Here is a 24,715-nt window from a genome sequence, read left to right as displayed (position 1 = left end):
GCCGGAAGGGAACAAACTTATGTCACAGGACAGGCGTGGCGGCGGTCGCCGATCGAAACTCGGGCGCAGCGGTGGTGGCATCGCGCAACTGCCTTGGCAGAGCGTGAAAAACCCCTACCCGCCCATGCAGCTTCTCGACGAAGAGCGCATGGAACAGCTGCACAAGACCTCGATGCGCATCCTGTCGGAGCTCGGCATCCGCGTCATGAGCGAGAAGGTGATGGACCTGTTCGCCGCTGCCGGCGCCATCGTCGATCGCGAGGAAAAGACCATCAGGATCGATGAAAGCCTGGTGACCGAGGCCCTGCGCAACGTGCCGTCGTCCTTCACGCTGACCAGCCGCAACCCGGAGAAGCAGGTCCATCTCGGTGACAATTCGCTGGTTTTCGGGCTGGTCGCCGGCCCGCCCAACGTGCATGACCGCATCAATGGCCGCCGCCAGGGCAATCTTCCCGACTACCAGAACTTCATCCGGCTGGCGCACCACTTCAACGCCATCCACATCATCGGCAACCAGGTGGTGGCGCCGATGGAACTGCCGGCCAATGCGCGTCACCTCGACACTTACCACGCCAATCTGACGCTCAGCGACCTCTCCTTCCACTGCACCGCGATCGGCCGCGCCAGGGCAATGGACGGCATCAACATGATGGCGATCGCCCGCGGCATCAGCGTCGAGGAGATGCGCGCCTCGCCGGGCGTGACAACGATTATCTCGATCAACTCGCCTCGGCTGTTCGACGACGCGATGGCCGAAGGCCTGATCGCCATGGCTGAGCACGGCCAGCCGGTGACCGTCACGCCCTTCACGCTGATGGGCGCGATGACGCCGGTGACGTTGGCCGCAGCACTCTGCCAGCAGAACGCCGAAGCGCTGTTCGGCGTCGTGCTGACGCAGCTCGTCAATCCCGGCACGCCGGTGATGTACGGCGCCTTCACCTCCAATGTCGACATGAAGTCGGGCGCGCCGGCCTTCGGCACGCCGGAGAACGCCAAGGCCAACATCATCGCCGGCCAGTTGGCGCGGCGCTACAACCTGCCCTACCGCACCTCCAACGCGAACGCCTCCAACGTGGTCGACCTGCAGGCGGCCTACGAGACCGAGATGGCCACATGGGGCGCGGTGCTCGGCGGCGCCAACCTGATCTACCACGCGGCCGGCTGGCTGGAGGGCGGGCTGACAGCGTCCTACGAAAAGCTCGTGCTCGACGTCGAGATCCTGCAGAACATGATGGAGTTCCTGCGGCCGCTGCCGTTCCAGGAAGACGATCTCGGCTTCGAGGCGATCAAGTCGGTGCCGGCCGGCGGCCATTTCTTCGGCGCCGAGCACACCATGTCGCGCTACACCACCGCCTTCTACCAGCCGATGCTTTCCAACTGGCAGAACCATGGCGCGTGGCAGGAAGCGGGCGGCAAGGATGCGCTGGAGCGGGCGACCGAGCTCTGGCAGCAGGCCCTGCACGACTACGAGGAACCGGTGATGGACCCCGCGATCCGCGAAGAGCTCGACGCCTATGTCGCGCGCCGCCGCGAGGAGATCGCCGCCAACCCGGAAAGCTAGGAAGCCGCCCAATGCCCTATGATCTCCTCATCCGCCGCGCAACGCTGATTTCCGGAGACGGTTCTGACCGCTTCGAGGCAGACATCGCCGTCACGACGGGCCGGATCGCCGCCATCGGTCGGCTAGAAGACGCGCAGGGCATCGAGGAAATCGATGCAAAGGGCAAGGTGGTCGCACCTGGCTTCATCGACGTGCACACCCATGACGACGGCGCGCTGCTGGCACCGCGCGGCATGGATCCGAAGATCAGCAGGGCGTGACCACAGTGATCGCCGGCAATTGCGGCGTCAGCCTTGCACCGCTGCTGCTCGACAGGACGCCGCCGCCACCCTTCACGCTGGTCGGCGGCCGCGAGAACTTCCGTTTCGACCGCTTCGCCGATTATGTCGCGGAGCTGAAGCGGCGCGGCATCGCCACCAACGCCGCCCTGCTCGTCGGCCACACGACCTTACGCCAGCGTTGCATGCCGGTGACCGATCGGCCGGCCAACGAAGCGGAAACGGTGGCGATGCAGGAAGCGGTCGCCGAGGCAATGACCGAAGGCGCATTCGGCCTCAGCACCGGGCTCGACTATCCGCCTGCCGTCAACTCATCGACCGACGAAGTAAAGGCCTTAGCCGCCACGGCGGCCGGCCTCGGCGGTCCCTATGTCACTCATACGCGCAACTATTTCGAGACGATGGACGAGGCGATCGAGGAAGCGATCGACATTGCCGATCATGCTGGCGGCAAGCTCTTCATCTCGCACCACCAGTGCACCGGCCGCGCCAATTTCGGCAAGAGCCGGCCCTCGCTGGAAAGGATCGACCAGGCGCGCGAGACGATGGACATCGGCATGGACGTCTACCCCTATGCCGCGAGCTCGACCGTGCTCCGGCTGGAGCGCTGCGACACCGGCTTGAAGATCCTCGTCACCTGGTCCGAACCGCATCCGGAGATGGCGAGGCGCGAGATGGCCGACATAGCCCGCGAATGGAACTGCACCGAGCGTGAGGCCGGTGAGCGTCTGCTGCCGGCCGGTGCTGTCTATTTCCAGCTCGACGAGGACGACGTCCGCAACATCATCGCGCATCCGCGCACCATGATCGGCTCCGACGGCCTGCCGCACGACATCCATCCGCATCCGCGGCTGTGGGGCACCTTTCCACGTGTGCTCGGGCACTACGCGCGTGACATCGGGCTATTCAGCCTGGAGGAAGCCGTATTCCGAATGACCGGCCTGCCCGCGCGTGAATTCGGCATCCAAGAGCGCGGCATTCTGGCGGAAGGCAATTTCGCCGACCTCGTCATCTTCGATCCCGAGACGATCATCGACAGCGCCACTTTCGAGGAGCCGCGCCGACCCGCCGCCGGCATCGAACATGTCTTCGTCAACGGCGTATCGGTCTGGCGCGGCGGCAGGGCGACCGGAGCGCTGCCGGGGGCGGTTCTCAAGCCCTCGGCTTCAAAGACGGTCGTCAGAGGCGCGTGCGGCTGCGGCGCCGATCACAGCGCCTCGTAAATCCGGTCGACGCTCTCCAGCGTGTAGGCGAACTCCACCGGCCGCGTGCAGCGCCAGCCATCGAAGGACTGGCCGGCCAGCGCCTTCAGGGCTTCGGGCAGATGCAATATACCGCCGCCATAGAGCCGGTTCGCCATGTCGAGCATGCCGGTGCGGTGCATCGCCTCCGTCATGCTGCCGCAGGCTTCCATCACCAGCCACACGCGAAAGCCCTGGTAAACCGCATCGAACACGCTTTCGGTCACGCAGCTATCGGTCAGCACGCCGGCGACGACGAGGTTTTCGATGCCGAGCACGGCGAGCCGCTGCGAAAGCTCGGTGCGGCGAAAGGCGCTCGGCCAGTGCTTGTGGATGACGATGTCGCCCGGCTGCGCCGCTACCTCGGCGCAGATCGCGGCGCCGTCGCTGCCCGCGACGGCAGAGCGGAATTCCTCGGTGAGTATCTCTTCCTGCCGCGCATAGCCTTCACGCTCTTCCGGCTTGACCCAGGCCTGCGCATGGATGACGGACACGCCAGCCTTGCGGGCGGCCTCGATCAGGGCGGCAGCGTTGGCGAGCACGGCGTCGTAGCCGACGACCGGCCAGGCCGCGCCGGGACGGTATTCATTCTGCAGGTCGATGACGAGCAAGGCAGTCTTGGCGAGGTTCATCGCTGGTCCGGTGAGTTGTCGAAATCCGTGACGAAACGCAGGAGCAGCCGGATCGCCTGATCGAGGTCGGCGATCTCCATCGCTTCATGCGGATTATGGCTGCCATTCTCGTTGCGCACGAAGAGCATCGCGGTCGGAATGCCGGCGCCGGCGAAGGTGGCCGCATCGTGCCCGGCCCCGCTCGGCACATGCGGGGCGCGCATTTGCAGTTCGGTGGCAGCACGGTCGAGCCTGCCGATCAGGTCCAGCGACATGGTCGCCGGTTCCCAGGTGAAGCGCGGCCCGGGCTCGAAGGTGACGCCGCGCGTGGCGCCAACCTTGGCGAAAATGGTCTGAAGCCGATTTTCGATGCGATCCAGAACGGCCGGCTCGGCGCTGCGGACATCCAGCGTGAAACCAAGCTCGCCCAGCACCCGGCTGCCGCCATGCTGTGTCGGATCGGACTGCACGCGGCCAAAGGTGATCGTCGCCTCGTGGCCGTCGCGTTCGAGCGCGTCCCACTCTGCCTCAAAGCCCGCAACCAGATCGGCAAAGCCGAGCACGCTGTCATGGCGGGCGAAGCGCGGCTCGGCGCCGGAATGGGCATAGGCGCCAAGGCATTTCGCGTCGACATAGCGGAAGCCGCCGGCGATCCCCGTAACGATGCCGACCGGCGCTCCGGCGGCGACCAGACGCGGTCCCTGCTCGATATGCACCTCGACGAAGGCAGCGATCCGGCCTGCATCGATGCCTGGCACGCCGCGTCGGACGGCGTCAGGGTCGAAACCTTCCTCGCGCATGTGGTCGGCCAGCGTGCGGCCGCTATCCGAACGCCTGGCTTCCAGCGCCTGCAGATCGAGCAGGCCAAGCGCCGCCTGGCTGCCGGGATAGGAGAGCGGAAACCAGACCGCTTCCTCGGCGCGAGCTGCCAGCACGATGAGATCGCGCGCCAAGCGGATATTTTGCTCGACCAGTTCGGCCATTACCGCGAGCCCTGCCACGACGCCGGCGGCGCCATCGAAATTGCCGCCATGCGCCACGCTGTCGAGATGCGAGCCGATGACGATCGCCGACAGGTCAGGGTCACGGCCTTTCAGCGTCAAATAGAGATTGCCGGCGGCATCGACGCGCGCGACGGCGCCGAGTTTTTCCCCCTCGTTGCGCACGAAATCGTGGGCGAAGCGCTCGCCCGGTCCGTAAGCGACGCGCGTGATTCCCGGCGCGTCCGTCGTAGCTTCGGCCAGCGCATCCAGGATGCGTACCGCCAGTTTGCCACCGGCCGCCAGTGCGGCCTTGCTCATGAAGCGACCTGTCGAGCTTCGTCCTCGGTGCCGCGCAGCCGATGCGGCGTGAGTTCCGCAAGCGAAACGCCTTGCCTCGCGACATCGTCCGGCAGGCTGCCGTCGGCGATCAGGCTGGCGCAGACGCGCGACAGCGCCGGCGAGGTCTTGATGCCGTAGCCACCCTGCCCGACCAGCCAGACGAAATCCGGAAACTCGTCGTCCGGACCGACCACCGGCGAGCCGTCGGCGACGAACGTCCTCAAACCCGCCCAGGAACGCGAAACGCGTTGCACCTCGATCATCGTTGCCCGTTCGAGACGCTCGGCGCCGATCGCCACATCGATGTCTTCCGCAAAGGCGTCCATCGGCGCCGACGCTGTCGCATCGGCCGGCGAGACGAAGAGCTGCCCGGCATCCGGCTTGAAATAGAACTCCGCGCCGACATCGTTGACCAGCGGCCAGTCGCTAATGTCGAGACCGGCCGGCGCCGGAATGTTGAAGGCGGTGCGGCGCTTCGGCTGCAGGCCGACCGGATGCACTCCGGCCATCGCCGCGATCTCGTCGCCCCAGGCGCCGGCCGCGTTGACGATCAACGGCGCAAGGAATGTTCCCGCTTCCGTCTCGACCCGCCATTGCCCGCCCTGCCTGCCGATGGCTCTCACGCCGGCCTTGGTGACGATGCGGGCGCCGCGCGCCCGCGCTCCGCGCAAGAACCCCTGATGCAGGCCGTTGACGTCGATGTCCATCGAATGCGGTTCGATATAGGCGCCGGCGATATAGTCCTGGCGCAGCACCGGCACGCGCGCGATCGCTTCGGCCGGCGTCATCGCCACGATCGATGGCACCAGCGCCTGCGCCGCCTCCAGATCCTCGCGCAGCAGGTCGAGCTGGTCGGCCCGCGCCACGGTGATCATGCCGCGCTTGCTGAGCAGCGGATAATCGCAAAAACCTGTCGGCGGCTCGGTGAGAAACGCCCGGCTTGCCAGCACGATGCGGCGGATGACGCCATTGCCGTAGTTCTCGGTGAAGCTTGCGGCCGAACGTCCCGTGGTGTGGTAGCCGCAATGGCTCTCGCGCTCGAGCAGCACGACTTTCGAAGTGCGTGAAATCTCGAAGGCAGCACCGGCGCCGGCCATGCCGCCGCCGATGACGATCACCTCGGTCTGCTCGCTCATGGTTGCCCATCCTTTGAAACTGTTTCGCGCTGCACCGCAGGCGGCTCGCCCAGGCGGCCGCGCCGGGCTCGATCGCGGGCGCCACGTCCCTCGGCCAGATTCTCGGCCGCTGAATTCTGTGACGCGCATTCGCGCAAGGCGAGACCGGTAACGAAAGGCACCGGCTTGCCGGCGATCTCCATGCCCTTCAGCCGCGCCCAGACCGCGCGGCGTTTGCGCACCTGATGCGACTGCAACTCGCTGATCTCGGCGATCCCGCTCTCCCGCTTGATCTGCACCGCGCCGGCCTCGACAGCCGCGTCGAACAGCTCCCGCCCGCGCTTGGTGCGCACGATGATACCGTTGAGCGGCTCATCCTCGACAGCCGGTCCGCCATTCAGCCAGGAATCCGATACCGCGATATCCGCCACCTGGCCGATCGCGTCGGGGCAGATCTTGCAGCGCGGCTGGATCATCCATTTGTCCTCGTCCTCCCAGAGCTGCCGGTAGCTGATCTCGAAGGCGCGGCCGTCTTTGGTTTCGATGCGGTTGAGTCCGGGATTGCCATGGCCCCGGTAGCGGAACAGAGCAAGCTCCTCCTCGCCGAGGCCAAAACGCTGCAGCACCTGTTCCGACTTGGTCAGCTCCGAGGCGCCGCCGCAGACGAAGGCGAGCGCATAGCGCATCTGCTCGTCGACGCGCGGATCGAGCCGCGCCAGATTGCGCACGGCGGTGATGTCGCAGGGCTTGGCGATCAGCGCGAAAGGCTCGCCGCGGTCGAGAATGGCGTTGAAATCCACCAGCGTCGCCGCCGGCCCATAGCGCGAGCCGGCGCCTTCGAGCACGGAAGCGGCGTCGTAGCTCAGCTTGCGTTCCGTGCGCATCGGCATGGAACGCGAGGCCGCGACATGCAGCACGAACTTGACCCGTCCCGAACTGAGCAGGAACTGTCCGAGCGCCGTCAGCGCCCCGCCGCCGGAGCCAATATACCGCACTGTGGGATTTCCAGCGGAGCCAAGCACAAGCCGTTCGACCGATCCCCAGACCGTGTCCGCCAACGCGGCGTCATTCATCTGCGCCGGTGGCGGACCGGCGATGCGCGTTCCCGGGCAGATGGCGTTGATCTTCGCCAGTGTCGACTTGTTCAATTCCTGCAACGCCACGGGCCGCTCGCGCCCCTCCGGCGTCATCACCATGTCGACGTGGCCCGCACCTGCGATCGAACGGCAGAGGCCACAGCCGATGCAAAGGCCGTTTCCGACGATCTCGCCGAGCGTCAGCGGATCGGTCGAGGGCGGCGGTGTGCCTTGGCGTTGGCTTGTTTCGACGAGGCCCATCGCGGTCTCAGACCGGTTCCGAGATGCGCTTGTATTGATCGGGGCGGCGATAGAGCGCGAAGTTGAAATTCACTTTCCGGCAGGTCTCGATCAGGTCCAGATCGGCGCGATGGACGATGACTTCGTCGTCGAGCGACATTGCCAGTGCCGCGATCTCGCCGGTCGGCGCGATGATGCAGGAGCCGCCGATCAGCGCCTGCCCGTCTTCCAGACCCGCCTTTGCCGCGGCGGCGACCCAGAGCGTGTTCTGGTAGGCACCGGCCTGCATCGGCAGATGGTTGTGGAACATTCTCAGATGCGCCAGAGCCGGCGCTTCGTCGAGCAAAAGCGGCGTGTTGTAGCCGAGCAACGCCACCTCGGCGCCGTTGAGACAGAGCATGCGATAGGTTTCCGGCCAGCGGCGGTCGTTGCAGATGGCAAGCCCAACACGCACGCCGCGATAGTCGAAGACCGGAAAGCCGAGATTGCCCGGCTCGAAATAGCGTCGTTCGAGATGCGTGGTCGTGCCCGCCTCCGGCTCGCTCGAACCCGGCACATGCATCTTGCGGTAACGGCCGATGAAGGCGCCGTCCGGCCCGACCAGATCCATTGTATTGAAATGGCGCGTGCGGCCCTCTTCCTGCGCAAGCTCGCAATAGCCAAGCGCGAAGCCAACCTTCAGGCGCGCGGCGGCATCATAGAGCCGCTGCGTTTCCGGCCCCGGCATCGAGGCTTCGAAGAAGGCGTCGATCTCGGCCTGGTCGTCGATGCGCCAGCGCGGGAAGAAAGTGGTGAGCGCCATTTCGGGAAACACCGCGATCTCGGCGCCGCCGGAAGCGGCTCTCTCCAGGAGATGCACCAGGCGCCCGACCGTCTCGGCGCGCGTGGCGCTGCGCTGGATCGGTCCGGTCTGGCAAACGGCGATGGTCAGGCATCGAGCCATGGTGTCCAATCCTCGACTGGTTTTCTGAGATGCGCCAGATCGGCGGCGGTCCGTGCCACAAAACGCCCGAAGCCCGGTTTGGCCTGCAGCTTGCCGTCGGCGACCACCGGTACGCCGCGCACCAGGACGGTGGTTGGCTTGCCGGTGACAACCCTGCCCTCATAGGGCGTGAAGTCGACGCGCGAGTGCAGCGCCCTGTACCCGAGCGTCCAGCGCGCCGTCGGATCCCACAGCGCCAGGTCCGCGTCGAGCCCGATGGCGATGCGACCCTTGCGATCGGCGAAGCCGTAGATCGAGGCCGCATTGCGCGAGGCGAGGTCGAGATAGCGCTCGAGCGTCAGGCGGCCGGTGAGCAGCCCTTCCGAAAACAGCAGCGGCAGACGTGTCTCGATGCCTGGAATGCCGCTCAGCGTCGTGGTGAAACCGGGTGTTTCGGAGTGCCCGATCTTGTCGGCGAAATAATATGGCGAATGATCGGACGACCACAGGTCGATGCCGCCATTGATCAGCTCTTGCCACAGATGCTCGTGGCTGCGCGGCGACCGCGGCGGCGGCGAGAAGACGAAGCGCGCCGCATCGATTGCCGGGCGATCGAGATCGGCCGCGCCGAGAAAGAGATATTGCGGGCAGGTCTCGGCGATAGCGTCGACGCCGCGCATCTTTGCCCGCGCCACCTCCTCGGCCGACTGCCAGGACGAGACATGCACGATGGTCATGCGCGCGCCGGTCATCTCGGCAAAGGCCAGCGCGCGATGCGTCGCCTCGCGCTCCATCGTCTCGCTGTGGGCAACGACATGATAGCGGATATCGCTGCGGCCGAGATCGATCAGCCGCTGGCGCGTGCGCCGGATCGCGGCGTCGTTCTCGGCATGGACCATGACGATCCAGCCCAACCGCCTTGCCGTATCGAGAACCTTGAAGAAGAGGTCGTCGTCGACGGCGAAACCCTGATAGGTCATGAACAGCTTGACCGAGGCGATGCCGCGCTGGGCGAGCGCGCCAAGCTGAGCCTCGACATCCGCGCCGGTGCCCATGGTGACCACGGCATGCAGCCCGTAGTCGATCACCGCGCGTCCCGCCGCGCGCTCCAGCGCGCGGTCCATGGCGCCGACAGTCGTCATGTCCTGCCCGGGCATGCCGAATGGGACTATGCAGGTCGTGCCGCCAAAAGCGGCGGAGATCGTGCCGGAATAGAAATCGTCGGCATTGCCGGCTCCACCCCAGACCGGCTGGTCGAGATGGCAATGCGCGTCGATGCCGCCGGGCATCACCCAGCGGCCGCCGGCGTCGATCGCCTTCTCGCCGGAAAGACCCTTGCCGATGGCGGCGATGCGGCCATCGTCGATGCCGACGTCGCACTCGGCCCAGCCGTCGTCGAGCGCCACGCGGCCGCCCTTGATCACCAGCTCATGCATTGGCGTACCCTCGCCGGCCGGCTCAGCCGACGGCCGCCGTCACCATGATCTCGACACGATACTGGTCGCCGGCAAGCCGCGCTTCCACCGTGGCGCGCACCGGCATGGCGCTCCTGTCGATCCAGGCGTCCCAAGCCTTGTTCATCATCTCAAAGTCGGCGATGTCCCTGAGCCATATCTGCGCGCTGAGCAGCTTCGACTTGTCGCTGCCGGCCTTGGCGAGAAGCGCGTCGATCTTGGCAAGGATCTGCTTGGTCTGGCTGGTGGTGTCGCCCGAAAGATCGTCCGCGGTCAGTCCGGCGATATAGACGGTGCCGTTATAGCGGAGCACCCGGCAGAAGCGCTGGCCGTTTTCGAGGCGTTCGATCGTCATGATGTTCCCTTCCGCTGGTTTCCAGATTTTGGTTTTTGCCTATGGTAAGGAGGGTGCAAAACCGCTGTAAAGCCCACAGCGCGCCGAGATGCCGCTTTCCCTCGCCAGCATGGCCAAAAAAATTTGAGCCATAGCCGCGCCAATCTTCGTTTGTGGCAATCGCCACAAAGTGTAGCTTCTGCCCGGGCTGCCGTCGGTCAACGGTGCCGCCAGGGAGCCGCCGCAGCCGCATTCATGAGGTCGATCGCTCAATCCGCGACGCGGCTCTGGCAAAATGCAGAGCGGTCCCGTGCCCTGCTGCCGATCATGGTCGGCATCTGCCTGGCCTGCATCGGCAGCGCCATGCTGACCACCGCCGTGTCGCTGCATCTTGGCAAGCCCGGCATTTCTCCCCAGGTCGTGCAGATCGTCTTGACGGCCTATCCCGTGGGCTTCCTCATCGGATGCCTGGTGACCCGCCCGGCCGTCGCCCAATACGGCCATGAGCGAACCTTCGTTGCCATTGTCGTCGTCGCCCTGCTGGCGGCTTCCGGTTTCGTCTTCACCGACTTCCTGCCGAGCTGGATCTGCTTTCGCCTGCTCGGCGGCCTCGCGATGGCATCGCTGTTCGTCGTCTGCGAAAGCTGGATCAACCTCTATGCCGAGCACCACAATCGCGGCGCGATGTTTTCGATCTATATGCTGACAACGGCAATCGCCGTGCTGCTCGGTCAGGTTCTGGTCGCGATGGTCGGCCCGCAATCGCCGCATCTGTTCCCGGTGGCGGCGGCGACGGTGCTGCTGGCGCTGATCTCCAAATTCGCCGGTGGGCGCTGGCCGGCACTGCCTGCCACGGATCCGGAGCACGCAAGTTCGGCAAGACCGGTCAAGCGCCTCGGCCCGCTGGCGCTTTTCCGGCTGGCGCCGGTAACGGTCGTGGCGATCTTCCAGGGCGGCATCACCAATATGAACATCTTCGTGCTGACGCCGATCTACGGCACGCAGATCGGGCTGTCTGCGGCAACGACGGTCGGGCTGGTCACGACCATCAGCATCGCCGGCATGCTGGCGCAGACGCCGGTCGGCTGGCTGTCCGACAGGTTTGAGCGCAGGATCATACTGCTTGTCCAGGGCATCCTGTCGGTCACGCTCTGCGCCGCGATCGCCTGGCTCGGCAACTTTTCGGCCTCGCTGCTCTTCGTGCTGTTCTTCCTCTATGGCGCGACGGCGCTGACGGTCTATCCGGTGGCGATGGCGTTCGGCGCCTCGCAATTGCACAGCCGGCACATGGTCGGGGCCTCCGGCACGCTGCTCCTGCTCTATTCGATCGGCAATGTCGCGACGCCGGGCATTTCGGCCGGCCTGATGGAGCATATGGGCGCGCCGGCCATGTTCCTGCTTCTGGGCGGCGGCGCCGTGCTGGTGACTTTAGCCGCCTGCTACAATTTGTTGCGCCGTCCGGTCACGCTGGCGGCCATGCCGGCATTGGAGGAGCAGGCCTGATGACAGCGCCAGACATGAGGGGTCTCGAAGGCAAAGTCATCCTGATCGCCGGCGCCGCCAGCGGAATCGGCGCGGCGATAGCGCGCCGCTGTGTTGCCGAAGGCGCAAGCGTCGTCTGCGCCGATTACGGCCCAGAGCCGGCCACCGAGCTTGCCCAGACACTTGGGCCTTCAGCTGCCGCTTGCCAATGCGACGTGACGGATATCCAATCCGCGGAGGCGGCCGTCGCGTTCGCCCGGCAAAAATTCGGCCGGCTCGACGGACTGGTGCACAATGCCGCGGCGCCCTCGACCAGCGCCACCGTCGTCGATCTCGACGAAAGCGCATGGCGGCACGAGATCGATGTCGGGCTGACCGGCGCCTTCCTGATGAGCAAGTTCGCCGTGCCGCTGATCGCGGCAAGTGGCGGCGGTTCCGTCGTCTTCATCGGCTCGCAATTCGGGCGCGTCGCCACCACCAGGGCCGTCGCCTATTGCGCCGCCAAGGCCGGCCTGATCCACCTCGCCAAGGCGATGGCCGTGGACCACGCGCCCGACAAAATCCGCGTCAACAGCCTGTCGCCCGGCGCGGTGGCGACGACGCGGCTGCTGCGCCGGTTTGCCGATTTCGAGGCCGCCAATGCCGGCCTTGGTCCCGCCCATCTGCTCGGCCGTATCGCCGAGCCCGACGAGATCGCCGCGGCGGCGGCTTTCCTGCTTTCGTCCGACGCATCCTTCGTCACCGGATCAGACATGCTCGTCGATGGCGGCTATGCGACGCGCTGAGGCAGCAACCTTTCCAGAGGAGTTTCCATGACCTTGCTCGTCACCGGCGGCACCGGCTTTGTCATGAGCGTGGTCGCGCGCGCATGGCTGGACCGCGATCCGCAAGCCCGCGCCGTGATCCTCGACCGGTCGGGCCTCGACGCGGCGGCCGAAAAACATTTCGCTCCGGTGCGCGACCGGCTGACCGTGATTGCCGCCGATATCCTCGACCCACAAGCCTGGTCCGAGACGCTCGACAAGCAAGGCATCACGGCAATCGTGCATGGCGCGACGATCACGCCGATCTCGCGCGGCAGCGCCTCGGAGGCAAAGCGCCAGCCGGAGGCCGCAGACCCGGCCCGAATCGTCGACGTCAACCTCATGGGCACCGTGCGCATGCTGGACTGGGCGCGCGAGAGGCCGGACGTGAAACGCTTCGTCTATGTCAGCTCCGGTTCCGTCTATCGGCACAACGGACCCGACTGGGGTGGCGAGCCACTGCCGGAAGACGGTTATGTCGCGCCGCTGACGCTCTACGGCATCTCGAAATTCGCCTCCGAGATGGTCACCAACCGCTATGCCGATTTGTTCGGCCTGTCGGCGGCCTCGGTGCGGCTCGCTTCCGTCTACGGTCCGATGGATCGCGCCACCGACAGCCGCAACTTCCGCCATGTCCCCAACCGCGTCGCGCATATGGCTTTGGCCGGCGAGACGATCAGGCCGAACAGCCTGGAGCCCGTCGGCGACTATGTCGCCTCGACCGACGTCGCCGCCGCGATCCTCGCGCTGATCGATGCGCCCCGCCTCAATTACCGCCACTACAATATCGGCTCCGGTTCCAGCCAGACCATCGGCGAGATCATCGGCTGGGCAAGGGAACGCGTCCCGGGCCTGAAGGCGGAGGTGACGCCTGGAGACGACGCCAACATCGTCCAGGATGTGAGGCTAAAAGGCGGCATGTGGGGCGCCTATGACATCGCCCGCATCATGCGCGACACAGCATGGCGGCCGCGTCCCGGCAAGGAAGCGTTCCACGACTACATGGACTGGATTGTCGCTAACGAGAGCTAGAGCAATTCCAGGAAAAGTGTGAGCGGTTTTCCGTTCGGAATTGGGTAAAAACAAAGAGATGGAGAACGCAAGATGCCGATCGATTTCCAGCAGCCGCGCGATTTCGTCGGCTACGGCCCGCACCCGCCCTTCGTCACCTGGCCGGGCGGCGTCAAGCTCGCCGTCAACCTCGTGCTCAACTATGAGGAGGGCTCGGAATACTCCTGGCTCGAAGATGGCCGCAACGACAATTGGGGCGAATACAATCTCAGCGGCAGCATGCCGGTGCGCGATCTCGGCACCGAGACGCATTTCGAATATGGCAGCCGCGCCGGCGTCTGGCGCCTGGCCAGATTGTTCGACCGCTACGACATCCCGGTCACCTTTTCCGCCTGCGCCGTGGCGTTGGAGCGCAACCCGCCCTTGGTCGAATGGATGAAGAACCGCCGGCATGACCTGATGGGCCACGGCCTGCGCTGGATCGACCACACGACCATGGAGCGCGGCGAGGAAGAGCGCCATCTGCACGAGGCGATCGCGCTTTACGAAAAGCTGCTGGGAAAGCGGCCCTTGGGCTGGAACTGCCGCTCGCTGCCGAGCGTCAACACGCGCGACCTGCTGGTCGAGGAAGGCGGCTTCCTCTACCACTCCGATCCCTGCAACGACGACCTGCCCTATTTCCTCGATCACCGGGGCACGGAAATCCTGGTCGTCCCCTACTCCAAGACGCTCAACGACAGCCGCTATCTGGTGGCTCCGGGCTACAGCAATCCGCGCGACTTCGCCGAGGACTGCCGCGCGGCCATCGACTATATGCTTAGCGAAGCCGACGAGACCGGCGGCCGCATGCTGACCATCGGCATCCACGCCCGCTGGACGGGTCAGCCGAACCGCGCCTCGGGCCTGCGCGAGGTCATCGAGCATGTCCAGAAATCCGACGGCGTCGCCTTCATGCGCCGCGAGGACATTGCCCGCTTCTGGCACGCGAACCATGCGCGCTTCGAGCAGCGTGGCTGAGGGCATGTTCGAGACGCTGATCCGCGGCGCAACGGTTGTGAACGCCGATGGCCTCAGCCGCAACGATGTCGGCATCGCGGCAGGCAGGATCGCGGCGCTCATCCCGCCTGGCGAAGCCGCCGAAGCCAGCACGCTCATCGACGCCGCGGGTTGCTTCCTGCTACCGGGCCTTGTCGATGCGCATGCGCATCTGCGCGACCCCGGCCTGACCCACAAGGAAGACTTTTCCTCCGGTACGCATGCGGCGGCGCTCGGCGGCGTGACCACGGTGCTCGACATGCCGACCGATGAGCCATGGACGGCCACGCCCGAGCAACTTGCCGACAAGATGGCGATTGCGAAGGGCCGCATCCATGTCGATGTCGGCCTGCAGGCCGTGGTCAGCCGCGACCTGTCGATCGTCCCTCGCCTGCTCGACCTCGCACCGGTCTCCTTCGAACTGTTCACGGCCGACGTGCCGGACGCCTTCCTTTTTGCCTCGCTCGACAATGTCGCTGAGGCGCTGAAGGCTTTCGCCGGCGCCGACACGACAATCGGCATCTCGCCCGGCGACCAATCGATCCTGGCCGGCAGCACGGCGCGGGATCGCTCCGGCAGCATCGCCGCCTTCCTGGACAGCCGGCCGCCGCTCGCCGAAGCCAATGGCATCGCCCGCGCCCTTGTCGCCGCAGCGGCGACCGAGGCGCGGATTCACGTCCGGCAGATCAATTCCGAGCTCGGTGTCGAGACCTGGAGCCGGCTGCGCGGCGTCGCCGACGCCAGCGTCGAGACCACGCCGCAGAACCTGTTCTTCACCGCCGACGATTACGAAACGCGAGGCGCCAAGCTGAAGGCTTCGCCGCCCTTGCGCTCGCCGCATGATGTCGACGCATTGCGCGCCGCTCTCAGCGCGGGACTGATCGACATCGTCGCCACCGATCACGCACCGCACGCGCCGGCCGAGAAGGCAGCGGCTTACGCGGCTTTCGCCGACATCCCGGGCGGCATGCCAGGATTGCAGACGCTGCTTCCAACCATGCTGCGGCTGGTCCACGAAGGGCTCATCGCCCTGCCCGATCTGGTGCGCATGTGCTCCCGCAATCCAGCCGAGCGCTTCGGCCTCGGCCGGCGCAAGGGTCGCATCGCCGCCGGATACGACGCCGATCTGCTGATCCTCGACCCGCGCCAGTCCAGCACCATCGCCAATGCCGATCAGGTGTCGCGGGCAGGCTATACGCTCTTCGACGGCTGGACCGTGAAAGCGCGGCTGACCAGTGTCTTCCTGCACGGCCGCGAGATCGTGCGCGACGGGCGACTGGTCGGCGCGGCGCAAGGAAAGATCGTCACCCGGGAGAGCTGAACACCATGGCCCTGCTCGCCAACAAAACCGCCATCGTCACCGGAGCGAGCTCCGGCATCGGCCGCGCGATCGCTCTGAAATTCGCCACCGAAGGCGCCAACATCGTCGTCGCCGACACGGCGGAGCAGCCGATCGAGGGCGGCCAAGGCACCGTCGACATGATCCGTTCGGCCGGCGGCACAGCGACCTACGTGAGAACCGACATCTCTGACTGGAGCGCCGTCGACGCGCTGGTCAGCGTGACGGTCACGCAATTCGGCCGGCTCGACGTGATGGTCAACAATGCAGCGATCTACACCAGCACCAACCTGATCGAGACCACGCCGGAACAATGGGACCGCGTCATCGGCGTCAACCTGACAGGCTTCTTCTATTGCAACAAACGCGCGGTCATGCAGATGCTCATCCAGGCGCCGGTCAACGAGGTGCGCGGCCGCATCATCAACATCTCCTCGCAGCACGGCATGGTCGCCTGCCCCGGCGACCTGCCCTATTCGGTGAGCAAGGGCGGCATCGTGCAGATGACGCGCCAGATCGCCGTCGACCATGCCGACGACCTGATCGTCTGCAATACGATTGCTCCGGGCAAGATCATCACCGGCAAGCCGGGCGTCGCCAACGACCCTGATGCGCTCGACTATTCGCGCCGCCGCACGCCCTGGCCACGGCTTGGGCATCCGAACGACGTGGCGGGCGCGGCGCTCTTTCTCGCCAGCGATATGGCGAGCTATGTCACCGGCATAAACCTGATGGTGGACGGCGGCTGGATGGCGGGCTGACGCTGCCAGCCGGGCCACGGCCGCATCCGGGGGCAGGAACCTTTGCGGAAACCGCCCGTTGACCCTGCTGCGAGGGGGCCAACGATATCTGGGACCCGTTGCCTTGGACGCAAAAACTGAAAGAAAAGAGCGCGAAACCGCTCCCGCCGAGGAAGCGCGGGTTCAGCCCCGGTCCGATCGGCAGCAACGCCCGCCGGACGCCGAAAAGCGCATGGATAACGAGCGCGACGGCGAGCGAGCGCAAGACACGCAGTCGAATGACAGTCCGTCGGACGGCAACGAACCCGGCCTCATCAGACGCCATCCCTACATAGCGGCGATCGTCGCCATCCTCATCCTGTTGGTCATCGCGGCCGTGGTCATCTGGTGGATCAACGCGCGGCAGTATGAATGGACCGACGACGCCTTCATCGACGCCCGCACGGTGACGATCGGCGCGGAAATTGCCGGACGCATCACCGATGTCGCCGTCACCGACAACCAGCCGGTCGAGGCCGGCGCCGTGCTTCTGCGCATCGACGACAGCGATTATCAGGCCTCGCTCAAACAGGCACAAGCCGGCGTGGTTGCGGCGCGGGCCGATATTGCCAATGTGCAGGCCCAGACCGAGGCGCAAAACGCCAAGATCGATGCGGCCGAAAGACAGGTGGCGCAGGCGCAGGCAGCACTCGAATTCGCCAAATCCGAGGACCAGCGCAACCGTGAGCTCCTGGCCAAGGGCACGGCGACGCAACAGCAGGCACAGCAGGCCGCTTCGACCTTACGCCAGGACCAGGCAGCACTCGATACCGCCAACGCCAATGTCGAGGCGGCGAAAAGCCAGGTGGCTGTTCTGCAGGCACAAGGCAAGAGCGCCGAGGCCAAGCTTCGGCAAGCTGAGGCCACCGAGAACCAAGCCAAGATCACCCTCACCCGCACGACCATCACGGCGCCCGTCGCCGGCCATGCCACCAACATCACGGTGGCGAAAGGCACCTATGCGCAGCCCGGCCAGGTGCTGATGATGTTCGTGCCCAACGACGTCTGGGTGAAAGCCAATTTCAAGGAGACACAGCTCGACCTGATGCGACCGGGCCAGCCCGTCGATATCGCCATCGACGCCTATCCGGAAAAGACCTTCCATGGCCATGTCGACAGCGTTCAGGCCGGCAGCGGCACGGCCTTCAGCCTGCTTCCAGCCGAAAACGCCACAGGCAATTTCGTCAAGGTGGTGCAACGCGTGCCGGTCAAGATCGTGTTCGACCAACCGCCCGGCGTCTATCTCGGTCCCGGCATGTCGGTGGTGCCGACGGTCAAGGTACGATGAGCGATGCCGCAGCAGCCCAGGGTAACGAAAGCCGGTCGGCGGCCGGCGGGCGCAACCCCTGGCTGATCGCGATCGTCGTCTCGATCGCGACCTTCATGCTGGTGCTCGACACCTCGATCGCCAATGTCGCGCTGCGCAACATCGCCGGCAGCCTGGCCGCCGGCATGGACGAGAGCACATGGGTGATCACCACCTATCTCGTCGCCAACTCCGTCATCATCCCGGTCAGCGGCTGGCTTACCAGCATCATCGGTCGAAAGCGCTACTACATGATCTGCGTGGCGACCTTCACGCTGGCGTCGCTGCTGTGCGGGCTGGCGCCCAATCTGCCGACGCTGATCGCCTTCCGCATCCTGCAGGGGCTCGGCGGCGGTGGCATGGCGCCGAGCGAGCAGTCGATCCTGGCCGACACGTTCCCGCCTGAGAAACGCTCCCAGGCCTTTGCGCTCTACGGCATCGCGGTGATCGTCGCCCCGACGGTCGGGCCGACCATCGGCGGCTGGCTGACCGACAATTTCTCCTGGCACTGGATTTTCTTCATCAATGTGCCGTTCGGCATCATGTCGCTGGCGCTCGTGCAATGGCTGGTGATCGAGCCCGACATTCTCGAACGCGAGCGCCGCGAGCGGTTGAGCAAGGGGCTGAAGGTCGACTGGATCGGCTTCATCCTGGTGGCGATGGCGCTCGGCTGCCTCGAAGTCTTTCTCGACGAAGGCCAGCGCAACGACTGGTTCGCCTCGACCTTCATCACCACTTTCGCCGTGATCTCCGCGGTGTCGTTCCTGCTGCTTGTTCCGTGGGAGTGGACAAGGCGCGACCCCATCGTCGACATCCGCCTGCTTTTCAGCCGGCAGTTCGGCATGTCGTTCCTCGTCATGATGGCGGTGGGCGCCGTGCTCTTCAGCACCACGCAGCTTTTGCCGCAACTGCAGCAGACCACCTTCGACTACACCGCCACCCTTTCCGGTCTGTCGATGATGCCGGGCGGCATCGCCATGCTGATGCTGATGCCGATTTCGGGCCTTGCGGCCGGTGTCGTTCAGCCGCGCTATCTCATCATGATGGGCATGTCGGTGATCGCGGTCGCGCTTTGGCACATGACCTCGCTGACGCCCGACGCCAGCTTCGGTTTCTTCGCCTATGCGCGCATCTACATGATGATCGGCCTGCCGTTCCTGTTCATCCCGATCTCCACCGCCGCCTATGTCGGCCTGCCGCCGCAAAAGACCGACCAGGCATCCTCGCTGATCAATGTCGCCCGCAACATCGGCGGCAGCATCGGCGTGTCGCTGTCTAACACTGTCATCGCCCAGAACGCCCAGTTGCATCAGTCGGTGCTGGTCGGCCACACGGCGCAGTCGAGCGAGGCCTATCAGCAGACTCTCCGCCAGGTGACGGACCATTTCGTCGCCGAGGGCTCGCCGCTGATCGAGGCCAGGCAACAGGCCGTCGGCTGGATCGGACAGGAAATCGGTCGCCAGGCTTCACTGCTCGCCTATGTCGACGTCTTCTTCTATTGCGCGATAGCGACAGCGCTGCTCGTGCCGTTCACCTTGCTGCTCCGGGCGCCGAAGCCCGATCCTGCCAAACAGCAGGACAGCCCCGCCGTCTGACAGAGCCGCTTGGAGTGTTTCACCGCAACGTGATGGCGTGCTCATCAAGCGCAACTCCCGGTAACGACAAAGTGTCCACCCCGCGCTGCGGCTCGGCACGGTGGAGCCTCAGTCCGATGCTAGTCCCCCCGCTTGGGGGAAACTCGAAACAATGGAGATCGCAATGAAAGCCGCAGCACGTCTTCTTGCTTCTTTCGCTCTCGCGGGATTTGTCACCACCGGAGCCATGGCGGCGATGTCGACAACGACAACCACGCCCGCCGCCACCACGACAACGACCATGGCGCCAACCACAAAGAAGCCGAAAACCGCCATGACGCCCGAAAAGACCGCAATCTCGAAACAATGCTCGACGCTCGCTGATCAAAAAGGCCTCCACGGCAAGGATCGCGAGAAGTTCCGCTCGGACTGCAAGAAGAACGGCGGCAAGGCACCGAGTTGATCCGCCGGATCACCTTCCCGGCACGTCCCTGATTTCCATCGCACAGCGAATCAGCCGGCCGAGCGGCTGAGGCGATGATACAGTGCTGAGGCCCCGGCATGTCCGGGGCCTTTCACGTCTTCCAGAGCAGCTTAGACCGCAACGCCCGAAAATTCGGCGCATGCAAAAGGATGCTTGCGCGTCAATTTCCGTCGGGCGATGGTGCGGCAACTTTGGAGGGGACCATGCGCAACATCACGATATCGGCACTGCTGGCGATAGCCACCGTCCATGCGACCGCGGCCAACGCGTTGGACAGCAGCAATACGCCGGTCGTGGTAACGACGTTGGCTTCGAAGACCACGACCGCGTCGGGCCAGCCGATCACGCTGCCGCAGAAGAACGTCGAGGTTCAGGTCTTGTCCTACCAGATCGCTCCGGGGGCGACCTTGCCTGTGCACAAGCACCCCTTCCCGCGCTACGCCTATGTCGAGCAAGGCACGCTCAAGGTGACCAATGTCGAGACCGGCGCTGCCAATACCTACAAGACCGGCGACTTCATCGTCGAGATGATCGGCCAGTGGCACCAGGCCACCAATATCGGTGCCGATCCGGTGAAGCTTCTGGTGATCGACCAGGTCGAGCAAGGCGCCAAGAACACGATCCTGAAACAGTAGCCGGCGAAGTGCCGGCTTCGAAGCGGGCACCCGCCTCTCGCCTCACCCCCAGGCGCCCACCGGTTGCCGCGTGGTGGCGTTCAGCCGGTTGAACGCATTGATCAGCGCGATCTGGATCACCAGGGCGGCGAGCGCCTTGTCGTCATAATGGCGCGCGGCCTCGTCCCAGACCTCGTCCGGCACCGCGTCGGAACGATCGGCCAGGCGCGTCGCGGCTTCCGTCAGCGCAAGCGCCGCGCGTTCGGCTTCGTTGAAGTACGGCGTCTCCCGCCATGCCGACACGGCGAAAATCCGCTCGTCCTTCTCGCCGGCCTTCTTCAGCTCACGCGCATGCATGTCGACGCAAACGGCGCAGGCGTTGATCTGGCTGGCGCGCAGATGAACGAGCTTGCGCGTCACATAAGGCACGTCGCCGGCTTCGGTCGATTTGTCGAGCGCCAGAAGCGCCTGCAGTGCGCCGGGAATGAGCATCACCGGGTTCTTCAATCTTGCTTCCATCGTCGATCTCCTTGGCCAACAGGGCTCGCACCAATCAATAACTTTTCAGTTATGAGTTATCCATAACTTTGCAGTTATGTATTGTCAAGCACCTCCATGACTGGACCGATCGTTGCGGCTTTCGCGGCGGCCCGCCCGATGCTAGGGCTGCGCATCTCGTCGAAAGCATGGATGGAAACCCGTGGCGGACACGCAAAAACCCCTGATCGAAATCTGCGTCGAAGGCATTGACGGGCTGCTTGCCGCCCAGGCCGCCGGCGCCGACCGGGTCGAGCTCTGCGCCAGCCTCATCGAAGGCGGCATCACGCCGAGCATGGGCACGGTGCGCGCCGCGCTCCAAAGCGCGACCATTCCCTTTCATGTCATCGTGCGTCCGCGCGGCGGCGATTTCCTCTACAGCGAGGCCGAATACCGCTCGATGCTCGCCGATGTCGAAGCGCTTCGCGAGCTCGGCGTGGCCGGCGTCGTCGTCGGCTGCCTCACCGCCGACGGCGCCATCGACGAGGCGCGCATGAGCGCGCTGGTTGAGGCCGCCGGCCCGCTCAACGTCACCTGCCATCGCGCCTTCGACATGACGCGCGATCCGGTCGAGGCGCTCGAAGCCTTGATCCGCTGCAAGGTCGGCCGCGTGCTGACCAGCGGCCAGCGCGATACGGCGGTCGAAGGCGTCGAGCTTTTGGCGGAGCTCGTTCGCCAGGCGGGCGGGCGCATCATCATCCTCGGCTGCGGCGCCCTCGCGCCCGACACGATCGGCGAGGTGCGCAGGCGGACCGGACTGACCGAGATGCATTTCGCAGCACTAGCGGACGTGCCGAGCGCCATGCGCTACCGCAACCCGAATGTCGGCATGGGCGGCGCCGACCTCGATCGCGAATACCGCAACACGGTGACCGACCAAGCCAAGGTGGCGGCGACGATCGCAGCCGCGAGAACCTGATGGCGAAGACGATGAGCAAGGAATTGTTGCCGATCGAACAGGTCTCGCCCGCCGATGAGGCCGCCATCCTTGCCCTCAACAATGAGCATGCGGCGGAGTTGTCCTGGCTCGAGCCGGAACGGCTCTCATTCCTGCTCGGGCAAGCTTTCTACACCCGCCGCATCGACGCGCTCGAGGCCTTCATCATGTGCTTCGACCAGGAAGCAAACTACGACAGTCCGAACTTCCTCTGGTTTCGCGAGCGCTATCCGCGCTTCGTCTATGTCGATCGCGTCGTCGTGGCCGCGGACGCCCGCGGCCGCGGCCACGCCCGCCGGCTTTATGAGGACCTGTTCGAACAGGCTCGCCTCGCCGGCCACACCATAGTCACCTGCGAGGTCAATGCCGATCCACCCAACCCGGCCTCCGACGCCTTCCACGCAGCGCTCGGCTTCGCCGAGGTCGGCGACGCGGTGATCCACGGCGGCAAGAAATCGGTGCGCTATTGGGCGAAGCCCATCGCCGCCTGAACGCTGCTGGCCAGGAAAACAGGCCGCAGCTAATATATCGGCTCCGCTGGCTGGGGGCGACATCATGGCGAGCAATGTCTTCCGCTTCGACGAAAGCTGGGACATCCCCGAAGGCACGCCGCAGGAACCTGATCTCACCAGTTGCGGTTGAGCCAGCCGCGTGCGGGTTTTTCGACGATGTAGTAGCTGGCCAGCGCGCAGGCGAATACAGCCGCCAGCATCGGAATCGCTGCGCTCCCCTTCTCATCGACGAATTTGTAGAAAGGCTGCTGCCAGAGATAGAGCGAATAGGACCACAGGCCGAGCATCACCATGGGCCGCGACGACAACGGCCCCGTCAGGTAGCCGCCCGCGAAGTCGATCGTGTTGACGGCGAGCGCAAGCAGCGGCACGCCGACAAGATAGTGGATCGTCGTCGGCACCGGATCGAGGAACAGCAACAGGCCGCCAACCGCCGCCGCCAGCGCCACATGCTGGCTTTGCAGGAAAGCCGGCAGGCGCCCGTCGGCCTTGAGCAGGCAGATCGCGGCGGACAGCAGGATCGAGGCGATATGCACGTCGGTTCGCCAGTAGGTGGTCTCGTAGCCCATGCCGAGAACCCCGTACGAAATGGCGCCGTTGGCCATTGCCAGCAGCGCCAGCACGACCAGCAGCCGCACGACGTTCGTTCTTCCGGTTACCATCACGCTGATCAGCGCGAGCAGGATATAGGAATGCTCCTCGACACAGAGCGACCAGATGTGGTCGAGCGCGCCGGCGCGGGTGATCAGGATGCCGGCGTAATTGTAGGTGAAGGTCAGCGCCGTCAGCGCCGCCTTCCACTTGAAGGCGATGAAGGTCCCGGTCAGGCCGATCATGGCGGCAATCACGAACACCAGCAGCGCTGGATAGATGCGCGAGAAGCGGCGCTTGAAGAATTTCTTCAGCGGAAAGCGCTCGATGAACAGGATTTCGCCCATCAGCCGGCCGCTCAGCACGAAGAAGAACTCGACGCCGAGCACGCCGAGATTGAGTCCCGGGACCGGAAAGAAATGGCCGATCAGCACCATCGCGATCGACAGGCCTCGCCAGCCGTCGAGATAGGCCAGTCTTGTCCTGGCTTCCCTGTCGATTGCGGCCCGCGGCAGGACAACGGACGCTGCGGAGATGTCGGTCATACCGTGCCTTCGCAACTCGAGGTCCGGATGCGAAGCGTTGCCCGCGTCTCGGACCGTCTGGTATTCCCGCCGCGGTCATTTTGCAGTGCGGGATATTGTTGTGCAAGTGCGAAACTGCGAATACTCAGGTAATTCCCGCCAAGTCGTTGCGAGTACAAAAGAAAAAGGGGCCGCGAGGGCCCCTTTCCTTCACCCAGGCTGAGAGCGTTCAGGCGTTGGCGGCGGCCACGGCACGCTTGGCCATCACCGCGATCAGATTGGCGCGATAGTCGGCGGAGGCATGGATATCGCTCATCAGCCCCTTTGCCGACACTTTGAGGCCGCCGAGCGCCGCGACGTCGAAATTCTTCGCCAGCGCCGCCTCGATTTCCTTGGAGCGGAAAACGCCGTCCTCGCCGGCGCCGGTCACCGCCGCCCTCACCCCGTCCTTGCCCTTGGTCACGAACACACCGACGATGGCGTAGCGCGAAGCCGGGTTGCGGAATTTCTGGTAGGCCGCCTTGGCCGGAGCGGTAAAGCTTACCGCGGTGACGATCTCGCCTTCCTTCAGCGCTGTCTCGAACAGGCCCTTGAAGAATTTGTCCGCCGCGATCTCGCGCTTGTTGGTGACGATCATCGCGTCCAGAGCCAGCAGCGCGGCCGGATAGTCGGCGGCCGGATCGTTGTTGGCGATCGAGCCGCCGATCGTGCCTTTATAGCGCACCGCCGGATCGCCGATCAGGGATGCCATATGCGCAAGCGCCGGGCAGGCCTTCTTCAGCTTGTCGTCGGTGGAGACGTCGTAATGCGTCGTCGCGGCGCCGATGGTGACCGTCTTGCCGGACACCTTGACGCCTTGCAGGTCCTTCAGCCGCGAGACGTCGACGAGGTCCGAGGGCGCCGCGAGCCGCGTCTTCATGGCGGGGATCAGTGTCATGCCGCCGGAGAGCAGCTTGGCGTCGCCGTTCTTGAGTTGCCTGGCGGCGTCGGCGACGGAGGAAGCGCGATGGTAGCTGACGGAATACATGCTCGT

Annotated in this window: 25 protein-coding genes; 15 read left to right on the top strand and 10 right to left on the bottom strand. The window is 65.2% G+C overall.

Annotation, left to right across the window (positions count from 1 at the left end; translation table 11 throughout):
* Positions 1-19 precede the first annotated feature (19 nt).
* From FJ430_RS17495 to FJ430_RS17485, 3 genes are read left to right on the top strand one after another with little or no spacing between them, the layout of a single operon-like run.
* Positions 20-1,561: a trimethylamine methyltransferase family protein gene (locus FJ430_RS17495; protein ID WP_140711177.1), complete on the top strand. Its 1,542-nt coding sequence runs from the start codon at positions 20-22 to the stop codon at positions 1,559-1,561.
* Positions 1,562-1,572: 11 nt separating this feature from the next.
* Entirely contained in the window at positions 1,573-1,821 is a 249-nt protein-coding gene (locus FJ430_RS17490) for an amidohydrolase family protein (RefSeq protein WP_226891746.1), read from the top strand.
* On the top strand, positions 1,818-3,062 hold the full coding sequence (locus FJ430_RS17485; protein ID WP_226891745.1) for an N-acyl-D-amino-acid deacylase family protein: 1,245 nt from the start codon (positions 1,818-1,820) through the stop codon (positions 3,060-3,062). Before FJ430_RS17490 ends, FJ430_RS17485 begins: the two co-directional genes overlap by 4 nt.
* Here FJ430_RS17485 and FJ430_RS17480 read toward each other — a convergent pair.
* From FJ430_RS17480 to FJ430_RS17450, 7 genes are read right to left on the bottom strand one after another with little or no spacing between them, the layout of a single operon-like run.
* On the bottom strand, positions 3,047-3,712 hold the full coding sequence (locus tag FJ430_RS17480) for a cysteine hydrolase family protein (protein WP_140711178.1): 666 nt from the start codon (positions 3,710-3,712) through the stop codon (positions 3,047-3,049). The two genes, FJ430_RS17485 and FJ430_RS17480, sit on opposite strands and share 16 nt — an antisense overlap.
* On the bottom strand, positions 3,709-4,992 hold the full coding sequence (locus FJ430_RS17475) for a Zn-dependent hydrolase (protein ID WP_140711179.1): 1,284 nt from the start codon (positions 4,990-4,992) through the stop codon (positions 3,709-3,711). The genes FJ430_RS17480 and FJ430_RS17475 overlap by 4 nt, the downstream gene beginning before the upstream one ends.
* Positions 4,989-6,149: an NAD(P)/FAD-dependent oxidoreductase gene (locus tag FJ430_RS17470; RefSeq protein ID WP_140711180.1), complete on the bottom strand. Its 1,161-nt coding sequence runs from the start codon at positions 6,147-6,149 to the stop codon at positions 4,989-4,991. The genes FJ430_RS17475 and FJ430_RS17470 overlap by 4 nt, the downstream gene beginning before the upstream one ends.
* On the bottom strand, positions 6,146-7,465 hold the full coding sequence (locus FJ430_RS17465) for a Coenzyme F420 hydrogenase/dehydrogenase, beta subunit C-terminal domain (protein ID WP_140711181.1): 1,320 nt from the start codon (positions 7,463-7,465) through the stop codon (positions 6,146-6,148). The genes FJ430_RS17470 and FJ430_RS17465 overlap by 4 nt, the downstream gene beginning before the upstream one ends.
* Positions 7,466-7,472: 7 nt before the next feature.
* The gene (locus FJ430_RS17460; protein ID WP_140711182.1) at positions 7,473-8,387 is read right to left on the bottom strand and encodes a nitrilase-related carbon-nitrogen hydrolase; all 915 of its coding nucleotides are present in this window, start codon (positions 8,385-8,387) and stop codon (positions 7,473-7,475) included.
* Positions 8,372-9,802 carry a dihydropyrimidinase gene (gene hydA, locus FJ430_RS17455; protein ID WP_140711183.1) on the bottom strand — a complete coding sequence of 477 codons (1,431 nt, stop codon included), beginning with the start codon at positions 9,800-9,802 and terminating at the stop codon, positions 8,372-8,374. Before hydA ends, FJ430_RS17460 begins: the two co-directional genes overlap by 16 nt.
* Positions 9,803-9,824: 22 nt before the next feature.
* Complete coding sequence (locus FJ430_RS17450; RefSeq protein WP_140711184.1) at positions 9,825-10,175, bottom strand: RidA family protein; 351 nt, start codon at positions 10,173-10,175, stop codon at positions 9,825-9,827.
* 234 nt (positions 10,176-10,409) lie between these two features.
* Between FJ430_RS17450 and FJ430_RS17445 the strand changes: the two genes are divergently transcribed.
* From FJ430_RS17445 to FJ430_RS17400, 10 genes are all read left to right on the top strand, one after another.
* Positions 10,410-11,657, top strand: a complete 1,248-nt coding sequence (locus FJ430_RS17445; RefSeq protein WP_140711185.1) for an MFS transporter — start codon at positions 10,410-10,412, stop codon at positions 11,655-11,657.
* The gene (locus tag FJ430_RS17440) at positions 11,657-12,421 is read left to right on the top strand and encodes an SDR family NAD(P)-dependent oxidoreductase (RefSeq protein WP_140711186.1); all 765 of its coding nucleotides are present in this window, start codon (positions 11,657-11,659) and stop codon (positions 12,419-12,421) included. The genes FJ430_RS17445 and FJ430_RS17440 overlap by 1 nt, the downstream gene beginning before the upstream one ends.
* Positions 12,422-12,448: 27 nt before the next feature.
* Positions 12,449-13,471, top strand: coding sequence for an NAD-dependent epimerase/dehydratase family protein (locus FJ430_RS17435; RefSeq protein WP_140711187.1), 1,023 nt, complete (start codon positions 12,449-12,451; stop codon positions 13,469-13,471).
* A 72-nt stretch (positions 13,472-13,543) separates the two neighbouring features.
* Entirely contained in the window at positions 13,544-14,467 is a 924-nt protein-coding gene (locus tag FJ430_RS17430; RefSeq protein WP_140711188.1) for an allantoinase PuuE, read from the top strand.
* Complete coding sequence (locus FJ430_RS17425) at positions 14,442-15,806, top strand: dihydroorotase (RefSeq protein ID WP_226891744.1); 1,365 nt, start codon at positions 14,442-14,444, stop codon at positions 15,804-15,806. Before FJ430_RS17430 ends, FJ430_RS17425 begins: the two co-directional genes overlap by 26 nt.
* Before the next feature lie 5 nt (positions 15,807-15,811).
* Entirely contained in the window at positions 15,812-16,585 is a 774-nt protein-coding gene (locus FJ430_RS17420) for an SDR family NAD(P)-dependent oxidoreductase (protein ID WP_140711189.1), read from the top strand.
* Between the two features lie 211 nt (positions 16,586-16,796).
* Positions 16,797-17,891 carry an HlyD family secretion protein gene (locus FJ430_RS17415; RefSeq protein ID WP_140711190.1) on the top strand — a complete coding sequence of 365 codons (1,095 nt, stop codon included), beginning with the start codon at positions 16,797-16,799 and terminating at the stop codon, positions 17,889-17,891.
* Complete coding sequence (locus FJ430_RS17410) at positions 17,888-19,504, top strand: DHA2 family efflux MFS transporter permease subunit (protein WP_226891743.1); 1,617 nt, start codon at positions 17,888-17,890, stop codon at positions 19,502-19,504. Before FJ430_RS17415 ends, FJ430_RS17410 begins: the two co-directional genes overlap by 4 nt.
* Positions 19,505-19,667: 163 nt before the next feature.
* The gene (locus FJ430_RS17405) at positions 19,668-19,946 is read left to right on the top strand and encodes a hypothetical protein (RefSeq protein ID WP_140647699.1); all 279 of its coding nucleotides are present in this window, start codon (positions 19,668-19,670) and stop codon (positions 19,944-19,946) included.
* Between the two features lie 224 nt (positions 19,947-20,170).
* Entirely contained in the window at positions 20,171-20,602 is a 432-nt protein-coding gene (locus FJ430_RS17400) for a cupin domain-containing protein (RefSeq protein WP_140710697.1), read from the top strand.
* A gap of 42 nt (positions 20,603-20,644) precedes the next feature.
* Here the strand turns inward: FJ430_RS17400 and FJ430_RS17395 are convergent, their stop codons facing one another.
* Entirely contained in the window at positions 20,645-21,100 is a 456-nt protein-coding gene (locus FJ430_RS17395; RefSeq protein ID WP_140647695.1) for a carboxymuconolactone decarboxylase family protein, read from the bottom strand.
* Positions 21,101-21,281: 181 nt separating this feature from the next.
* On the opposite strand from FJ430_RS17395, the gene FJ430_RS17390 reads away from it, so the two are divergent.
* Both FJ430_RS17390 and FJ430_RS17385 read left to right on the top strand, forming a co-directional pair.
* On the top strand, positions 21,282-22,037 hold the full coding sequence (locus FJ430_RS17390) for a copper homeostasis protein CutC (RefSeq protein ID WP_140710694.1): 756 nt from the start codon (positions 21,282-21,284) through the stop codon (positions 22,035-22,037).
* Entirely contained in the window at positions 22,037-22,546 is a 510-nt protein-coding gene (locus FJ430_RS17385; RefSeq protein WP_226891742.1) for a GNAT family N-acetyltransferase, read from the top strand. The genes FJ430_RS17390 and FJ430_RS17385 overlap by 1 nt, the downstream gene beginning before the upstream one ends.
* Positions 22,547-22,680: 134 nt before the next feature.
* On the opposite strand, the gene FJ430_RS17380 is transcribed toward FJ430_RS17385, so the two are convergent.
* Both FJ430_RS17380 and FJ430_RS17375 read right to left on the bottom strand, forming a co-directional pair.
* Entirely contained in the window at positions 22,681-23,703 is a 1,023-nt protein-coding gene (locus FJ430_RS17380) for an acyltransferase family protein (RefSeq protein ID WP_140710692.1), read from the bottom strand.
* A 208-nt stretch (positions 23,704-23,911) separates the two neighbouring features.
* Entirely contained in the window at positions 23,912-24,709 is a 798-nt protein-coding gene (locus tag FJ430_RS17375) for an FAD binding domain-containing protein (protein ID WP_140710690.1), read from the bottom strand.
* Positions 24,710-24,715 lie beyond the last annotated feature (6 nt).

This window comes from Mesorhizobium sp. B2-8-5 (assembly GCF_006440675.2).
Taxonomy (GTDB): Bacteria; Pseudomonadota; Alphaproteobacteria; order Rhizobiales; family Rhizobiaceae; genus Mesorhizobium.
Note: the sequence above shows the minus strand (reverse complement) of the source record. Positions and strands in the feature narration are given on the sequence as shown.

Coding starts and splice junctions, on each gene's coding strand:
- FJ430_RS17495 (WP_140711177.1), top strand. CDS start 20: ATGTCACAGGACAGGCGTGGCGGCGGTCGCCGATCGAAACTCGGGCGC.
- FJ430_RS17490 (WP_226891746.1), top strand. CDS start 1,573: ATGCCCTATGATCTCCTCATCCGCCGCGCAACGCTGATTTCCGGAGAC.
- FJ430_RS17480 (WP_140711178.1), bottom strand. CDS start 3,712: ATGAACCTCGCCAAGACTGCCTTGCTCGTCATCGACCTGCAGAATGAA.
- FJ430_RS17475 (WP_140711179.1), bottom strand. CDS start 4,992: ATGAGCAAGGCCGCACTGGCGGCCGGTGGCAAACTGGCGGTACGCATC.
- FJ430_RS17470 (WP_140711180.1), bottom strand. CDS start 6,149: ATGAGCGAGCAGACCGAGGTGATCGTCATCGGCGGCGGCATGGCCGGC.
- FJ430_RS17465 (WP_140711181.1), bottom strand. CDS start 7,465: ATGGGCCTCGTCGAAACAAGCCAACGCCAAGGCACACCGCCGCCCTCG.
- FJ430_RS17460 (WP_140711182.1), bottom strand. CDS start 8,387: ATGGCTCGATGCCTGACCATCGCCGTTTGCCAGACCGGACCGATCCAG.
- hydA (WP_140711183.1), bottom strand. CDS start 9,802: ATGCATGAGCTGGTGATCAAGGGCGGCCGCGTGGCGCTCGACGACGGC.
- FJ430_RS17450 (WP_140711184.1), bottom strand. CDS start 10,175: ATGACGATCGAACGCCTCGAAAACGGCCAGCGCTTCTGCCGGGTGCTC.
- FJ430_RS17445 (WP_140711185.1), top strand. CDS start 10,410: ATGAGGTCGATCGCTCAATCCGCGACGCGGCTCTGGCAAAATGCAGAG.
- FJ430_RS17440 (WP_140711186.1), top strand. CDS start 11,657: ATGACAGCGCCAGACATGAGGGGTCTCGAAGGCAAAGTCATCCTGATC.
- FJ430_RS17435 (WP_140711187.1), top strand. CDS start 12,449: ATGACCTTGCTCGTCACCGGCGGCACCGGCTTTGTCATGAGCGTGGTC.
- FJ430_RS17430 (WP_140711188.1), top strand. CDS start 13,544: ATGCCGATCGATTTCCAGCAGCCGCGCGATTTCGTCGGCTACGGCCCG.
- FJ430_RS17425 (WP_226891744.1), top strand. CDS start 14,442: ATGCGCGCTTCGAGCAGCGTGGCTGAGGGCATGTTCGAGACGCTGATC.
- FJ430_RS17420 (WP_140711189.1), top strand. CDS start 15,812: ATGGCCCTGCTCGCCAACAAAACCGCCATCGTCACCGGAGCGAGCTCC.
- FJ430_RS17415 (WP_140711190.1), top strand. CDS start 16,797: ATGGATAACGAGCGCGACGGCGAGCGAGCGCAAGACACGCAGTCGAAT.
- FJ430_RS17410 (WP_226891743.1), top strand. CDS start 17,888: ATGAGCGATGCCGCAGCAGCCCAGGGTAACGAAAGCCGGTCGGCGGCC.
- FJ430_RS17405 (WP_140647699.1), top strand. CDS start 19,668: ATGAAAGCCGCAGCACGTCTTCTTGCTTCTTTCGCTCTCGCGGGATTT.
- FJ430_RS17400 (WP_140710697.1), top strand. CDS start 20,171: ATGCGCAACATCACGATATCGGCACTGCTGGCGATAGCCACCGTCCAT.
- FJ430_RS17395 (WP_140647695.1), bottom strand. CDS start 21,100: ATGGAAGCAAGATTGAAGAACCCGGTGATGCTCATTCCCGGCGCACTG.
- FJ430_RS17385 (WP_226891742.1), top strand. CDS start 22,037: ATGGCGAAGACGATGAGCAAGGAATTGTTGCCGATCGAACAGGTCTCG.
- FJ430_RS17380 (WP_140710692.1), bottom strand. CDS start 23,703: ATGACCGACATCTCCGCAGCGTCCGTTGTCCTGCCGCGGGCCGCAATC.
- FJ430_RS17375 (WP_140710690.1), bottom strand. CDS start 24,709: ATGTATTCCGTCAGCTACCATCGCGCTTCCTCCGTCGCCGACGCCGCC.